This is a genomic window from Idiomarina sp., assembly GCF_048265525.1.
Taxonomy (GTDB): Bacteria; Pseudomonadota; Gammaproteobacteria; order Enterobacterales; family Alteromonadaceae; genus Idiomarina.
The window spans coordinates 14,282-29,145 of the sequence record NZ_JBLXBI010000003.1 but is presented as its reverse complement, the minus strand read 5'-3'; the positions used below and the strand labels follow the sequence as shown (position 1 = coordinate 29,145).

Annotated in this window: 12 protein-coding genes; 4 read left to right on the top strand and 8 right to left on the bottom strand. The window is 48.8% G+C overall.

The features are described 5' to 3' along the window. Positions 1-2: 2 nt before the first annotated feature. The gene (locus ACN0TF_RS07780) at positions 3-1,874 is read right to left on the bottom strand and encodes a DUF885 domain-containing protein (protein WP_417441460.1); all 1,872 of its coding nucleotides are present in this window, start codon (positions 1,872-1,874) and stop codon (positions 3-5) included. A gap of 95 nt (positions 1,875-1,969) precedes the next feature. Between ACN0TF_RS07780 and ACN0TF_RS07775 the strand changes: the two genes are divergently transcribed. Together ACN0TF_RS07775 and ACN0TF_RS07770 are read left to right on the top strand one after the other, a co-directional pair. Continuing rightward, positions 1,970-2,221 carry a hypothetical protein gene (locus ACN0TF_RS07775; RefSeq protein ID WP_011235762.1) on the top strand — a complete coding sequence of 84 codons (252 nt, stop codon included), beginning with the start codon at positions 1,970-1,972 and terminating at the stop codon, positions 2,219-2,221. 7 nt (positions 2,222-2,228) lie between these two features. After that, on the top strand, positions 2,229-3,335 hold the full coding sequence (locus tag ACN0TF_RS07770; protein ID WP_417441459.1) for a threonine aldolase family protein: 1,107 nt from the start codon (positions 2,229-2,231) through the stop codon (positions 3,333-3,335). A 4-nt stretch (positions 3,336-3,339) separates the two neighbouring features. On the opposite strand, the gene ACN0TF_RS07765 is transcribed toward ACN0TF_RS07770, so the two are convergent. After that, a complete protein-coding gene (locus ACN0TF_RS07765) occupies positions 3,340-3,759 on the bottom strand; it encodes a DUF6746 family protein (protein ID WP_417441458.1) in 420 nt (139 codons plus the stop codon). 115 nt (positions 3,760-3,874) lie between these two features. On the opposite strand from ACN0TF_RS07765, the gene ACN0TF_RS07760 reads away from it, so the two are divergent. Continuing rightward, positions 3,875-5,707, top strand: coding sequence for an ABC transporter ATP-binding protein (locus ACN0TF_RS07760; protein WP_417441457.1), 1,833 nt, complete (start codon positions 3,875-3,877; stop codon positions 5,705-5,707). On the opposite strand, the gene ACN0TF_RS07755 is transcribed toward ACN0TF_RS07760, so the two are convergent. The 3 genes from ACN0TF_RS07755 to ACN0TF_RS07745 all read right to left on the bottom strand — a co-directional run bounded on the left by ACN0TF_RS07755 (position 5,704) and on the right by ACN0TF_RS07745 (position 9,227). Then, positions 5,704-7,227: a methyl-accepting chemotaxis protein gene (locus tag ACN0TF_RS07755; RefSeq protein WP_417441456.1), complete on the bottom strand. Its 1,524-nt coding sequence runs from the start codon at positions 7,225-7,227 to the stop codon at positions 5,704-5,706. The two genes, ACN0TF_RS07760 and ACN0TF_RS07755, sit on opposite strands and share 4 nt — an antisense overlap. A gap of 147 nt (positions 7,228-7,374) precedes the next feature. Beyond that, entirely contained in the window at positions 7,375-8,199 is an 825-nt protein-coding gene (locus tag ACN0TF_RS07750; RefSeq protein ID WP_417441455.1) for a mechanosensitive ion channel family protein, read from the bottom strand. 23 nt (positions 8,200-8,222) lie between these two features. Then, positions 8,223-9,227 carry a hypothetical protein gene (locus tag ACN0TF_RS07745; RefSeq protein ID WP_417441454.1) on the bottom strand — a complete coding sequence of 335 codons (1,005 nt, stop codon included), beginning with the start codon at positions 9,225-9,227 and terminating at the stop codon, positions 8,223-8,225. Positions 9,228-9,451: 224 nt separating this feature from the next. On the opposite strand from ACN0TF_RS07745, the gene ACN0TF_RS07740 reads away from it, so the two are divergent. Next, the gene (locus ACN0TF_RS07740) at positions 9,452-9,925 is read left to right on the top strand and encodes an Hsp20 family protein (protein ID WP_417441453.1); all 474 of its coding nucleotides are present in this window, start codon (positions 9,452-9,454) and stop codon (positions 9,923-9,925) included. Between the two features lie 27 nt (positions 9,926-9,952). Here the strand turns inward: ACN0TF_RS07740 and ACN0TF_RS07735 are convergent, their stop codons facing one another. From ACN0TF_RS07735 to recQ, 3 genes are read right to left on the bottom strand one after another with little or no spacing between them, the layout of a single operon-like run. Beyond that, positions 9,953-12,745 (bottom strand): EAL domain-containing protein, encoded by a 2,793-nt coding sequence (locus tag ACN0TF_RS07735; RefSeq protein WP_417441452.1) that lies wholly within the window; start codon positions 12,743-12,745, stop codon positions 9,953-9,955. Next, positions 12,738-12,998: a DUF3630 family protein gene (locus ACN0TF_RS07730; protein ID WP_417441451.1), complete on the bottom strand. Its 261-nt coding sequence runs from the start codon at positions 12,996-12,998 to the stop codon at positions 12,738-12,740. Before ACN0TF_RS07730 ends, ACN0TF_RS07735 begins: the two co-directional genes overlap by 8 nt. A gap of 9 nt (positions 12,999-13,007) precedes the next feature. Further along, on the bottom strand, positions 13,008-14,852 hold the full coding sequence (recQ, locus tag ACN0TF_RS07725) for a DNA helicase RecQ (protein WP_417441450.1): 1,845 nt from the start codon (positions 14,850-14,852) through the stop codon (positions 13,008-13,010). Between the last annotated feature and the right edge of the window lie 12 nt (positions 14,853-14,864).

Below are 14,864 nucleotides of genomic sequence, written 5' to 3'. Positions count from 1 at the left end.
AGCTAGGCCTTTTTTTGCTTTTCAACCCACTGGTCAACACGGCGCTCCAGAATGTGCAGCGGTAGTGCTCCACCACCAAGAACGGTGTCATGGAAACCACGAATATCGAACTTGTCACCCAGGGCTTCTTTGGCTTCTTCACGCAGTTCCAGAATGCGGATCATGCCAATTTTATAAGCTGTTGCCTGACCCGGCATGACCAGGTAACGACGAACTTCTGAGCGTACCGCGCCTTCGGCTATTGGGGTGTGCTCCTGGAAATACTTAACCGCTTCCTCTTCAGTCCAGCCTTTGGCATGCATACCAGTATCCACAACCAGACGTACCGCACGCCAGATTTCCGTGGTTAAACGACCAAAGTCAGAGTAAGGGTCTTCATAGGCACCCATTTCCTTGGCTAACTGCTCTGAGTATAAACCCCAGCCTTCGCTGTAAACCGTAAAGCCGGCCTGGGTACGGAATTCCGGTACGGACTCCAGCTCCTGCGCAATGGAAATTTGCATATGGTGGCCCGGGTTACCTTCGTGATAGGCAATGGCTTCCATTTCATTTTTCGGCATAGAGCTCATATCGGATAAATGCGCGTAGTAAATACCCGGACGCTCACCGTCAGGCGAACCGGGGTAATAATGCTGGGCGGCGCCGTCTTGTTCGCGGAAGGCTTCAACGCGTTTTACTACCAAATCGGCTTGCGGCAAAATACCAAAGTATTCTGGTAGCTTTTCATTAATGTAAGCTAGGTATTCGCGCGAATCTTCCAGATACATCTCCGCGCCTTCGTCATTGTTCGGGTAGAAGAAGCGCTCATCGGTACGGATATAATCAAAGAAGTCCTGCAAATCGCCGTCAAATTCGACTTTCTCTTTAATGGCGATCATGTCATTGGTCAGACGCTCGACTTCACTCAGCCCAATCTCATGAATTTCATCAGCCGTTAAGTCTGTGGTCGTATAGTTAGCTAAACGGGCATTATAATAAGCTTCACCGTTTTCCAGACGATGCACACCGGTTGCGATTTCGTCGGTGTTTTCAATATCGCTTTCCAGGAAGCTAATAAGCGCTTCGTAACTTGGCTGGAAACGTTCCAGCAGCACTTTTCGCACTTCTTTTTCGTATTTTTCGGCCTGTTCTGCGGAGATCGCATCACTTTCCTGAAGCGAGCTAAGCTTGTTCTTAGCATCTTCGAGTAAACTTGAGTCACCTTCTTCGTCAAACGGAGCGCCGGAGGTCAGCCCTTTAGCTTCTTTAATGATTTGCTCGTACGCAAAACGCGGCGCGCGAACACCATTCTCTACTTGCTGCTCAGCACGCTGCAATAACTGCTCAATAGCGGTTGCACCGCCTTCCAGACGGGAAATATAAGCTTCCATGTCTTCGGCATCATCAACCCGGTGGAAGTTGATTAAAAACTGCGGTAAGAAAGTGTGCGCGCCACGCATTTGGTCAAATACGTAGTCCATGCCGCGGAATTCGGCATTACGCTTGGCCTGCTCGTATTGGTAAACCCACACGTCGTAAGACGTCTGAGCTTCAAGGTTTAGCTTGTCGTAGTCAAAGTTCGCTTTCAGCTCTTCAACAGTTCCTTCCAGCCACTCTAACTGCTTTTTCTCTGCGGCTACGGTCATATCATCAATGTCGCCGTAGCGATCTTTGCGGCCCAGGAAGGTCATTTGAATAGGGCTTTGCTGAAGTTGTTCTTCGTACTTTTCCTCAAACCACTGATTCAGACGTTCGGTTTCAGATTGCGAGCTTTGCTCAGTCTGTTTAGGTTGCTCAGCAGCCGTTTGAGAATTTTGACCGGAATTGGTCTCTTGCGGTTGCCCACAAGCCGTTAATAAGCCCAAAACAGCCAGGGCGACAATGGAATAACGCATAGCAGTGTCCTTTATTCTTCTTTTGATACAGGAAGAAAAACTATAGCGTGCTTGTTACACTAATGGAAATGCTTAAATTATAACCGAAGAAGTTTATGGCGAAACCAAACAAGAAAGGGCCGGTTCGCACCGTGCAGATTTCTTGTCTGCAGTGCAAAACGCCCATATTTAAATATCGCAAAGGTGGCAAAGGCGCTTTGGTAAAATGCTTTATTGAGCGGATTGTTGAAGACCACACGACCACACCATGTCATTGCCCGGGATGTGGACAGGAGTTCGCGCGCGAAACCATGATACGCGGCACCCCTGCTTACAAAATTATTGGCGGTAAAGTCCATTCAAAATAGGTGCAGCATGTCAGTCTCAATTAGTGAAAAAACCAAAAAGGCTTACCAACACGCCGTTGAACAGGCCAGCGCGTCGCTTTTGCGGCAACCGCAGAACTCAATGGCCGACGAACTGAAGCTGCTTGCGGAGCAACTACAACCGAATGAGAAAAGAGACGTTTATGGCAGCGGCTCGCTTATTAATGACTTTGAAGACGAAGTGGCGGAGTTATTAGGCAAACCCGCAGCGTTGTTTTTGCCAACCGGTACTCTGGCACAGCCCCTGGCTTTGCGCGTGCATGCCGATGAGCGCCAACGCAACGGCGTCGCATTGCACCCAACCTCACATCTAATGCTGCACGAACAAATGGGCTTTGAAGCTTTATGGAAGCTCAATGGCACCACCACGGGTTTTGCCGATAAACCCATAACGCTTAACGACCTCAAGTCGGTGCAAACGGATGATTTAGCGAGCGTACTACTGGAATTGCCCATGCGCGAAATTGGCGGACAACTGCCCAATTGGGACGACTTAGTCATGCAGTCAGAGTGGGCCCGACAACACAATATTGCGATGCATCTGGACGGCGCGCGCCTATGGCAGGTGCCGAGCGCTTATGACTGTTCACTACCCGAGGTCTGTGAGTTATTTGACTCGGTTTATGTCAGCTTTTATAAAGATTTAGGCAGCATTTCAGGAGCGATACTTGCTGGCTCAGAGGGCTTTATTGAGCAAGCCAAAATATGGGTTCGCCGCGCCGGTGGCAATATTATTACGCAATATCCGCAAGTACTGTCGGCTCGTCACGGCCTAAAGGAAAACCTGCCAATTATGCCGGAAGCCGTAAATTACGCCCGCGCACTTGGCGAAGCACTTAACACATTGAGTGATGTACGAGTTAACCCAGAAACACCGCAAGTGGCCATGTTTCATCTGCATTTTGCTTTAAAAGCCAATGAACTCAGTGAAAAAATAACAGATTACGCCAGCAATACTGGGGTCGTATTATTACCACTGCCAAGAGCTGAAATAAACGACCAAGCTATTTGCGAAATTTCAATTGGAAGAAACGCCATGTCGCAACCACAAAACTTTTGGCTACGACACTTTAAGGCGTTTTTGGAAACACTCTAAGTTATTAATGCTGCTTTTTTCGGTCGCCCTTGTGGTGTTTGCGATGCTCGCCCAACACATGGTTCAGCGTGTCTAAGTAGCTTTTACCAAAGCCTTTAACGCGCTGTTTATTCATTTGTTCAGAACCCAGATGAACTTCTTCCAGCGAATTCGCTGCAATATCCAGCTCTTTGCTTAAACGCGCCAGCGCCACTTCCAGTGTGTAGGTCAGTTCATGAACTTTAGCCATGTCCTGTGCAGTTAAATCGCCATTCACGATTTCCTGCAGTTTCGCGTTATACTCGTTCAGGTTCATAATAGCCTGTTCCAGATTCTCGGCGGGCTCTGGTTTAAAATGTTGGTATTGCTGATCATCGTCGTCGGCCATTGCCGCTACGTTAAAAAGCAGTGCTGCGCCTGCGACCGTCATGGACAAAAGTTTCATAAAAACCTCATTTATTGTTAATAGTTATCATTATTGTTCATGTGTCCGTTTTTTACAAGATGAACGGCGGTGAACCTGATATGCTTTAGCTTGATGTATCTCAAGGAGTGAAGCAATGTTTTCCTGGTTTGAGCGCCGATTAAACCCTTTTCCTACGGAGGAACCGACTCAGGCTCCTACCGGATTTTTTGCATTCTGCTGGCACTTTACCAAAGGGGCGACCCCTTTTATTGCGGTAACCGCGCTGCTTATGGCCGCTATTGCCATTGCCGAAGTCTGGTTATTTGGCTTTTTAGGGCAAATTGTTGACTGGCTGTCAGCACAGGACAAAGAAACCTTATTAAACGATCAGTTCTGGCCATTGCTTGGAATGAGCACGATGGTTTTAATCGGTCTTCCCTTACTGGTCTGGTTTCATTCTATGCTAACCCACCAGACGTTGCTGGGTAACTTCCCCATGCGCATTCGCTGGCTGGGGCACCGCTACCTGATGAAACAGTCCATGAGTTACTATCAGGACGAGTTTGCCGGCCGGGTTGCCACCAAATTAATGCAAACCTCGCTCGCACTGCGGCAGTGCATCATGACCTTTATTGAGGTCGTGAACTACGTCGCTGTCTACTTCCTGGGGATGTTTGTCATTATTGGTAGTGCCGACTGGCGAATGATGCTGCCGCTGGCTTGCTGGCTTATTCTGTACGCCCTGTTGTTACGCTTCTTTGTGCCTAAACTGGGTAAAATATCAGCTGAACAGGCCGATGCCCGCTCTAATATGACCGGACGCATTGTCGACTCCTATACCAACATTCAAACCGTTAAGTTGTTTTCACACTCGCTGCGCGAGGCCGAGTTTGCGCACGAGGGTATGGACACCTTTTTGGGGACGGTGCATAAGCAAATGCGCCTGGTTACCCAGCTTTACGGCTTTCTCTACTTTATAAACTGCGCACTGTTGTTCGGCTCTGCCGCCACCGCCATTGTGCTGTGGATGGATAATGCTGTGACTTTAGGCGCTGTTGCTGTCGTTATTGGTCTGGTTCTGCGCTTGTTTGGTATGTCGCAAATGGTCATGTGGCAAATGTCGACGCTGTTTGAAAGCATTGGTACCGTTCAGGACGGTATTGGCTCTATTGCGGTGCCACAGCGCATTATCGATGAACCCAATGCGCCCGCTTTAAACGTGACTTCCGGCGACATTAATTTTGACCATGTTCGCTTCCATTATGGCAAAGGTCATGGCGTTATGGATGACTTTAATCTGCACATTAAACCGGGTGAAAAAGTCGGTATTGTCGGACGCTCAGGTGCAGGTAAATCCACGCTGGTGAATTTGTTGTTACGTTTCTACGACGTCGAGGACGGCGAAGTTCGTATTGATGATAAGCCCATTCATAAAGTGCAGCAGGACAGTTTGCGCGCGAACATTGGCATGGTGACTCAGGACACCTCTTTGCTGCACCGCTCAGTACGCGACAATATTTTGTACGGGCGCCCCGATGCCAGTGAAGAGGACTTAATGAAGGCAATACGACAGGCGCATTGCGAGGAGTTTATTGCGGACTTAAGCGACAGCAAAGGTCGTACGGGTCTGGATGCCCATGTCGGCGAGCGCGGCGTGAAACTCTCAGGTGGTCAACGCCAGCGAATTGCTATTGCCCGAGTCATGCTAAAAGATGCACCCATTCTGATTCTGGACGAAGCAACCTCAGCGCTGGATTCGGAAGTAGAAAACGCCATTCAGGAAAACCTGTATAAGCTCATGCAGGGCAAAACGGTTATTGCTATTGCCCACCGCTTATCCACTATTGCAGCTATGGACAAGCTGGTAGTGATGGATCAGGGGGAGATTATTGAGCAGGGCAGCCACGAACAGCTGCTTGCTCAGGATGGACTCTACGCCAAATTGTGGCGCCACCAGTCTGGTGGCTTTTTAGCGGAAGAAGCTTAATCGTCGTCGTCTTCAAAGGCGGCAACCAGCGAGCGGAACTCGGTAACTCGCCTGGAGACACTCTGAACGTCCTCTGCATTAGCAATAGCGACTTCGTGTGTCTCTTTTGAGGTATCGTTAACCTGGTTTATGCCATTACGAACTTCACCGACGGCCTGACTGTGCTCTTCTGCAGCCGTCGCAATTTGAGTCATGCGGTCACTGATATCAGTGATCGCATCTTGAATTGAAACCATTTCATTCTTCGACTGCTGACCAAGTTCACCGCACTCTTCCGCCAGTTCCCGCTGCTCGGCCATCTGTCGATCCCATTTTTCAATCGCCCCAGCCATTCCGGTAATGGTTTCATCAATTTCGTCAACGGCTTGCTGAGTGCGCTTCGATAAATTCCTTACTTCATCTGCAACAACAGAGAACCCGCGACCTGACTCACCCGCACGGGCAGCCTCAATCGCAGCATTTAGTGCCAGCAAGTTTGTTTGTTCTGCAATTGAATCAATTTGCTGACTAACCGTACGAACCATTTCTGAGCGCTCAACGAGATCTTCGGTAGTATTTGCGCTGGCCGAAACTTGTTTTACTAAATAACTCATCTTGTCCGATGTATTTGAAATGAACTCTGCCGCATGATTCACCGTATTTCGGGCATCTTCTGCAGAGCTGGACGATTCACTTGCATTGGTGGCTATATCAGCCACTGTCATTGACATTTCTTCCATTGCAGTCGCAACTTGCTCGATAGCGGCAACCGCTTGTTGCGACATATCCAGAGTATGCTCAGAACGCTGCCTTGTGCTGCTTAACGTTTCGGCCAGCGCTTCTGTACCATTGTCTAGCCGTGATATTACAGCAGTCATCGCACTGTCTTTCAGCATTAACTCATACAGCAATGCGCCCAGAGTAGAGCTATCGGCGTATATACGCTGTTGAATTGGAGCATGTTCACCCTCCAGAGCATTCAACTGTTCCGCATATTTACGTCCGGGGCTCAGCAAATAATAGGTTATTAGAAAGGCGAGTCCTGTCGGTATTACCGCCCACCAGTTAATCATTGCTGAAGCAAAAATTAAGATTAAACCTGCTATAGCTCCAAGCACCGTCTGCATGGATACCCGTCGGTTTAAACTACCAGACTGGTATATTTTTTCAGCTTTGGAAGCAAGCGCATTTGGCGCATAAGTCATTAACCATTGAGCCCCGGTTACTTTGCCTCTGCGGTAAGTTCCCCGGACAAAAACTTCAAACCAGGCTGTTCTTCCTTCGGCTACTCTTATAGGTAAGACACCACGCCACGGGCTCTCATTACGCACGGCATTGTCTATTTCATCCAACACTGCCTTAGGAACCTCACCGACGATATTGGTGCGGGTGCGATGCTTGAGTTCATCATTGGTTTCTTTTACAAGGGATTGAAAAGCAGGTTTAGCGTCCCGAACCCGGGTGTCGTTATCGAAGGTGACAACAAATATTGTGTCATTATTTATACCTTGAAATTTAGCCCGCTCGCTTGTCTGCACCATATTTCCCCACCCCAAAATATTTAAGGGGCGAACAATACAGGAAGCAAGTTATAACTCAATACAGTTGGATAAAAAACAAACAAAAAACAACATACTATACCTATAATTGGAGTTAATTATGAGTTGCAGATACAAGTAATCAACAACTTATTCGTTTAGCTGGTACGCTTCGTCCGACTCAACCTTGGCGAAGCGTACGTCCAGCTCCATTAGCCGCTTTTTGCCCCGGGCGGTCATGTCGGTAATAAATTGAAACTGCTGTCTGGGGTCTATCGGGTAGGCTTTTAAGCGATACTTTGTGCCCCAGGGTTGTTCTGCTGCAGTAACCGCTATTGGCTTACCCAGTTGCAGATAAGGGCTGGTCAGCGCTACTTCTTCCAGCGCGTCGCGAATTTGATAGGCGTCGGCTTCCGGCTGAGTATAAAACTCAGCAATGCACATTAAGCTGGGACCACCGTTGTTGGCATTATGGATTAAGTTATCCCAGAGCTTTAAGTGTGGTACCCAAATAACGGTGTCATCATTGGTAACCAGCTCAACTGTACGCATGCCAATATGGGTGACTTCGCCATAGCAGCCATCCACTTCTATCCAGTCACCCGGACGGTAGGGCATTTCATGAATAGCTACCACGCCGGCAATTAAGCTGCTGACATAATCTTTTAACGCAAAACCAATAGCCAGCCCGGCGGCACCCAGTGTCGCCACCATATTTTGCAAAGTGGGCTCAATAATACGCGGAATAATCATAACCAGCGCAATAACCAGAACCACTATGCGGATCATTGGCACCATTGCCAGAATGTATAACCGCCTTTTGCCGTGCAAATGCGCCGCTACCCAGGGTAAAACGCGCTGAGTGAGCCAAACAACGGTCAGTGCCAGGGCAAAAATCACAGCAATTTCAAAAATAGCAAAGCCGTCCAGCGACTTGAATAGCCCGGCAACGTCTTTTACTGAACCTGTCTCCATTACTTTCTCCTAAGCCCGCAGCGTTAAAACCGGTCTAACCAAAAACCACGGGACATGAGCAAATCCCTGACAACAGGATAGCCGCGAGCAGTGACATACCAAAGCTCTTGCTCTAGCTCAATCAAGCCACGTTGTTTAAGCACCTGTAACTGAATTTCAAGCTGGCTGCCTGAAACTATCGGCAATACCTGCACTAACTGCGTTTTACTCATGCCCCGGTGAAGCAACAGGGCATAACAGACAAAAGCAGTGGCATCATTTATCTCCGAGGGTAGCGCCGGTGTGTCAAAGGTCTTTTCGCTGCCACGTTGATAACGGTCAGAATAGGCCGCAGCGACACCAGCATTACCCCGGCTTAATGCGGCTAAAGCCCGTAAACGACCATCTCCGCGAGCTAATCCAAGCCGCTCAAGGGCGTTTTGATCCAGCCCCTGCAATGTCCATAACTGATTTACCGGCACCGGCCAGACTTTTTCCAGAAAAGCCCAGGCCCAGCTGTCACAAACAATAACGCCTTTACCCGCTTCACCGGACAGTACCTGAGCGAAGAATTCCCGCACCCAGCGCAAACCGTTCGTCTGGCGCAGAAAACTGTGTGCTAACTGAGGCATTATCCAGGGCTTATTATCATCGGACTTAGGAGAAAAATCCGGCATAGGAGAATCATCAGGGTCGCAAAGTAACTCTCTGTCGGGCAGGCTCACTTCCGCTAGACTATGCTTCTCAGCCCACTTTTGCACCGCTTCCTCAACACCAGAGTGAGGTGGCGCAATAATCCAGCGTAAGCTGCTATCGTCATCGTCATTTAACCAGTCAGAAAAGCAATCATCCAGGGTCTCTGCAGCAGTATCAAAACTCAGTTCCAGTACTTGCGATTGCTCTTCCTCACCTTCCTGTTCTTGTTCTGGTGTTATCCAGCGAACAAATTTTTTCCACCACTTTTTTATCTTTATCGTGGTGGGCACGGCAGGTTTTTCATAGTCATCGACTGTCACCCATTGCCACGTTTTTTCTGGCTCTTCGGCCATCCTGAGAGTCCTTTTCACAAATAAATAAAGTATTGCTTAGCCCCGATAATAGAGTGCCTTGAAGCAGAGTCCAATGAAAATTTTGCAACCCGACTCTTGAAACCAAATTGAGCAGTACACATATAGAAGTTAAGGCTGGTGTCTCTGAGAGAGCCGCCTTAACCGACACATGGTGTGTCACTTAATTAAACATTTTAAAGTTATTGCTTCAAAGGAGAATGACTATGGCAACTATCGACTTAAGCCCTCTATATCGTAGCAGTGTAGGTTTTGACCGCATGGCATCTTTGCTGGATTCGGCACTACGCTCAGATACTGGTGCAACCGGATATCCTCCCTACAACATTGAACTGGTAGCAGAAAACCAGTACGCCGTTACACTGGCGGTTGCAGGTTTTGAAGAGGATGATCTGGAAATTGAAGTAGAGAACGGCGTGCTTCGTGTGACCGGCAAAAAAGCCGAAGAAAACGAAAAACGCGAATATCTGCACCGCGGCATTGCAAACCGTGCCTTCGAACGTAAGTTCAGCCTGGCTGAGCACATTGAAGTCACCGGCGCAGCCTTAAAGAACGGTCTGTTAACGGTCGGCTTGGTGAAGAATATTCCTGAAGCCATGAAGCCGAAACGTATCAACATTGGCAGCTCAACTAAAGACCTGCTGGAAGATCGTTCCAAAAGTAAGGAAAGTGCTGCTTAAACTTAAGCACTGGATGAGGGGCGGCGATTAGCCGCCCTGTTTTTCCTGACGTTGCCACTCTACTGGGTGCCCACAGACAAACCCCTGGATATAGTCTACGCCCAGCTGAGTGAGCTTAATACGCGCTTCATCACTTTCCACGCCTACTGCACATACCTCAATATCAAGAACCTTAGCAATGCGCACACAGCTGGCGACCAGTTCCGCATCAACCGCATCTACCAGCATGTCCTGCACCCAAAACCTATTAACTTTAATTTGCGTTAACGGTAACTGCCGCATAAGCCGGAACGAATTGAAACCAGTACCAAACTGATCTAAAGCGGTACCTATGCCTAAATCCCTAAGCTCTCTGAACAGACGGTAAGTTTCATCAAAGTACTTGTCGGCATCAGGCTCTGCCACCTCAAAGACCAACTGCTCCGGCTGTAATATAGAATGCTTCAGGCTTTGCTCTATAAAGCGAATAAAGTCGACATCTTCTAGGCTTTGCGCGGACAAATTAATATGGCAGCGCCAGGTGCGATTAGCTTCAAAGGGCTGTTCATTAAAATGCTCAATAACTTCCCTGACCAACCAGCGGTCAGCTTTACCCATAACGCCTGCACTCAGAGCGGCTCGTAAAAACTGCTGAGGAGCAATAGCCTCGTCGCTTTCGTTACCCGGCAGTCGCAACAGTAACTCGAAGCAATGCTTATCTTCACTTTTTGCGGCACTGACCAGTGGTTGCGCAAACAACTGCCAGTTTTCTTCCCGCAGTGCCTTCTTCAGCCGCGCTTCCCACTCTTCTTCGGCTTGCCCAATTAAACGTTTCTGATCGGCCTCGCTGTGCGAGTGAACTCGATAGTCACCCTGCTGCATTGCCAGCTGTACGGCTTCCCGAGCCTGGCGCATGATGGTGCTGGCGGCCAGGCTTTCACCAAGACTGTAAGCAATACCGGCGTGACCTGTCAGCTGAAAAATACGTTTTTCACTACTAAAGCGAAACTCTCTGCAAACTTGCAGTAAACGATGTGCCTGGGCAAACGCCGCTTGTTCATCTTCGTTCGTCAGCAACGCAATTTCTGCTTCACTTATGCGTGCGACACGTGCGCTTTTAGGTGCTTTTTGCTGCAACGATAGAGTCAGCTGCAGTATGGCCTGATCACGACCGTCAGCACCGGCTTGATCCGCAATAACCTGCAAACCATTAAGACGAATAATGGTGACGCTGGTTGTCTTTTTTCTATCCAGGCGAGATTGCAGCAGGCGTCGAAACTCACGCACATTTAACAGACCCGTTACGGCATCGTGATGCGCCAGAAAGTTAAGATGAACTTCTGCTTCCATACGTTTTGTTACATCGGCCATACGCCCGGTATTGTCAGGAAATAATTCAATATCGAGCCACACTTTACGACCATCAAGCCGCTCAATAGAAACCAGTTGGCGCTGCCCTTCAATGCTAAAACCTTTTGGCCAATGCATCTGAATTTGTTTTAGAGAATGAGCCGCCAGAATTTTTATCATTTGCCGGTTAACCTGTTTAATACTGCCGTCGGGGTTAACTCTGAACCAACCTTCTCCGGTTCGTTTTAAAATACGCCATAAACGCCGCCTTAAAATTTTGCGGTTACGTTTTAAATTGCTAATACGCTGCACCAGACGACTAAATCGGTAGCGCTCAAGCGCCAGCAAAAACATAGTTGTGACTAAAGTCAGGCCGCTGTACAACAATAACCCGGAAAGCCCTTCCCATATTGGGTTATAGCGCGGTGAAACCAGCAGCCAGGCGGATATAATGGTCAGAACCATCAATACCGTTTGCCATTTATGACCCGCCACAGGTTGTTTCTGCAGGCTACGGCCAATAACGACTCCGCCCCAGAGCAATAGCGCATTAATTTGCCAGGATACAGAAGCCAACCGCCAGGGCTCCGGTAGCCACGGCAGCAAAATTGTCAGCGCAATTGACGCCATCATTACCGCAAAACCAATACGGTTGAACCGGGAGAATTTGAAGCGAAAACGCGACCACTCCCATATAAACCAACTAAGAGCCAGGATCAGGAGCTGGCTGATATACACCTTCAGCTCCGCAGCAATGTCCGGTGAGTATGGCGTAAAATAGGTAATCCAGATGCCACTGTGTGATAGCAGTGAAAGAGTAAAGGTTAATGTCAGGCCGCCAAAGGAAATTAACAGACGGCTACCGAACAACCGCGCTGAAACAGCCGCTGCTAAAGCCAACAGAATAAGAATACCGGCGTTGACCCCCAAAGCTGTTTGTTGCTGCTGCAGGCGCAGCTGTAAGTCGCCTGGCTGCCACAGACCTATAGACGGCATTTGTTCGGGCCATTGCTGCACCGACACCGCCAACCAGACAATTTTGTTGGCTGGTAAGGTTACGGGCAGAATTTGCTCATGAGACAAATAATTTCGCTGTAATAACGGGGTGGAAAATCGACTAATGTTACTGCTTTCTATCAGCCCATTTTTATCCAGTAAATAAACCCCAACTTGCTCCAGGTAAGGATCGCTGAAATGCAGGTGAAGAGTAAGCGGCGCGTTACTGCGATTAAACAAGGGAACCACGCCCCAGACATTGGGTCGTTCGCCGGCGTAGTTATGGTCCTGCAACTGCTCAGAGCTTAACCACCGCTGCGGTTCATCAATAGCAATGCTCTCAACTTGCAGATCGGCGTTGACCACCCGGTAATTGAAGTGTTCATTCAGCATTAAGCGCGAGCTTTGCGGGGAAACGGTCAGAGGGTCTTGAGCAAAAGCCGGTGGTATCAGGGTTAACGCTAACAGTAGTGTGGCAAACCAATAGTTAAACATAACCATACTCCGCCAGGCGTGCTTCTACTGTAGCTTCGGTTTCTTCCAAAGCTTGTAACCAGACGGCATCACAAATTTCCGAATAGAACAGCAGCCAGTGCCGCTGGTTAATACTCAAGCGCCAGCAAAACTGATCGGCAGCCCATTCTTTTTCGCGGACAGTAGCACCAATACGCTCACAAAGCTCGGTCACCCAAAGCTCATGCTCAGCTTCCGGTGGTGTACTTTTTAGCGTAATGATGTTGTCTTCCATTGCTATTCTTTACCCGTTAAATAATTGTCGCTCGCTGGCTCCGGACAAGAAAGCTTCCACGGCCTGCATAAACTCATTGCCATAACGTGCCAGTTTAACTTCTCCAACACCATTGATTTCTAACATATCTTTGGCTGTTGTGGGATAGTGCACACACATTTCAACCAGCGCTGCGTCACTGAACACCACAAAAGGCGGCACTTGATCACGGTCAGCAATGTCTTTACGCAACTTGCGTAAACGGCGGAACAATATTTTATTATAGTCACCCCGGTCAGTAATTCGGGTTTTGGTTGCGGTTAATTCTATTCGCGGCTTAGCCAGTTCCAGCGGAACTTCGCCTTTTAAAACTGGACGCGCGGCATCGGTAAGCTGCAACGCCGCAAAGCGTCGAATGTCCTGCAGAATAAGCCCCCTGTGAATCAGCTGTCGTAATACCGAGAACCAGTGTTCCTGCGTTTCCGCTTTACCTAAGCCGTAAGTGCTCAACTGGTCGTGTCCCAACTCAATAACACGCTGAGCTTTTGAACCACGCAAAACCTCCACCACATGATTAATACCAAACTGCTGACCTACACGGTACACACAGCTCAATGCTTTTTGAGCGTCCTCCAGACCGTCGTAGCGCTGGGGCGGGTCCAGACACAAATCACAGTTTCCACACTCTTTATCCGAGTATTCATTAAAATAATTCAACACCACCAGTCGACGGCAGGTCTGCGCTTCTGCCATGGCCTGCATTGCTGAGAACTTTTGCGCCTCGACCAGACGCCGTTGCTCATTCTCCTGATCTTCTATCATTCGCCGTATCCACTGCGCGTCACGCGGGTCATAAAGCATGACGGCCTCTGCTGGAAGGCCATCGCGCCCGGCACGCCCGGTTTCCTGATAGTAAGATTCAACGCTGCGGGGAATATCAAAATGAATAACAAAACGAATGTTGGGCTTATTAATACCCATACCAAAGGCCACCGTCGCAACAACAACATCTATGTCGTCACGCAGAAACTGGCGCAGGGTACTTTCCTTTATCTGGTGCTCAATACCGGCATGGTAGGGTGCAGCGCGCACCCCGGCTTGCTGCAGACTTTCCGACAGCTCTTCAGTTTTTTTGCGACTGCCGCAGTAAATAATTCCGGCGGCGCCTTTTTGCTTTTTAACGTAGTCACGAACCTGCTTCAACGGCTTATACTTTTCCTGCACCACGTAACGAATATTGGGGCGGTCGAATGAGCTGCGATGCACCAGAGGTTCGCGCAGACACAGTCGTTCAATAATATCGTGCTGGGTGGCAGAGTCTGCGGTTGCCGTTAATGCCATAAAAGGGACATTGGGCAGGTAATTACGCAGTACTCCGAGTTTGCCGTATTCAGGCCGGAAGTCGTGCCCCCACTGACTAATACAGTGCGCTTCGTCCACCGCAATAAAGTTGAGCTTTAATGACTGTAAGCGTTCAATAAAAGACGGCTGCAAAACTCGTTCAGGACTCACATACAAGAGTTTAATGTCACCGTTCTGCAAGCCCTGAAATGTTGCCATCGATTCCTGCGATGACACCCCGGAATGCAGCGTCGCCGCTGAAATATCCAGAGCTTTAAGTGCCTCGACCTGATCCTGCATTAACGACAGCAGTGGTGAAATAACCAGAGTCAGTCCATCACCACAAATAGCAGGCAACTGGTAGCACAGCGACTTACCGCCGCCGGTTGGCATCAGCACCAGAGAGTCACGCCCCTGCATAGCGGCCTGCATAATATCCTGCTGGCCATCACGAAACTGATGATAGCCAAAGGTAGATTCAAGCTGCTGCTTAAGCGGATCAAATTGTGCTTTTTCGGCGGTACTGCTGTGCATGGTTATATTGAC

Excerpts from the sequence above, each read along its gene's own strand:
- ACN0TF_RS07780 (WP_417441460.1), bottom strand. The coding sequence starts at position 1,874 with ATGCGTTATTCCATTGTCGCCCTGGCTGTTTTGGGCTTATTAACGGCT.
- ACN0TF_RS07765 (WP_417441458.1), bottom strand. The coding sequence starts at position 3,759 with ATGAAACTTTTGTCCATGACGGTCGCAGGCGCAGCACTGCTTTTTAAC.
- ACN0TF_RS07775 (WP_011235762.1), top strand. The coding sequence starts at position 1,970 with ATGGCGAAACCAAACAAGAAAGGGCCGGTTCGCACCGTGCAGATTTCT.
- ACN0TF_RS07760 (WP_417441457.1), top strand. The coding sequence starts at position 3,875 with ATGTTTTCCTGGTTTGAGCGCCGATTAAACCCTTTTCCTACGGAGGAA.
- ACN0TF_RS07750 (WP_417441455.1), bottom strand. The coding sequence starts at position 8,199 with ATGGAGACAGGTTCAGTAAAAGACGTTGCCGGGCTATTCAAGTCGCTG.
- ACN0TF_RS07740 (WP_417441453.1), top strand. The coding sequence starts at position 9,452 with ATGGCAACTATCGACTTAAGCCCTCTATATCGTAGCAGTGTAGGTTTT.
- ACN0TF_RS07745 (WP_417441454.1), bottom strand. The coding sequence starts at position 9,227 with ATGGCCGAAGAGCCAGAAAAAACGTGGCAATGGGTGACAGTCGATGAC.
- recQ (WP_417441450.1), bottom strand. The coding sequence starts at position 14,852 with ATGCACAGCAGTACCGCCGAAAAAGCACAATTTGATCCGCTTAAGCAG.
- ACN0TF_RS07770 (WP_417441459.1), top strand. The coding sequence starts at position 2,229 with ATGTCAGTCTCAATTAGTGAAAAAACCAAAAAGGCTTACCAACACGCC.
- ACN0TF_RS07730 (WP_417441451.1), bottom strand. The coding sequence starts at position 12,998 with ATGGAAGACAACATCATTACGCTAAAAAGTACACCACCGGAAGCTGAG.
- ACN0TF_RS07755 (WP_417441456.1), bottom strand. The coding sequence starts at position 7,227 with ATGGTGCAGACAAGCGAGCGGGCTAAATTTCAAGGTATAAATAATGAC.
- ACN0TF_RS07735 (WP_417441452.1), bottom strand. The coding sequence starts at position 12,745 with ATGTTTAACTATTGGTTTGCCACACTACTGTTAGCGTTAACCCTGATA.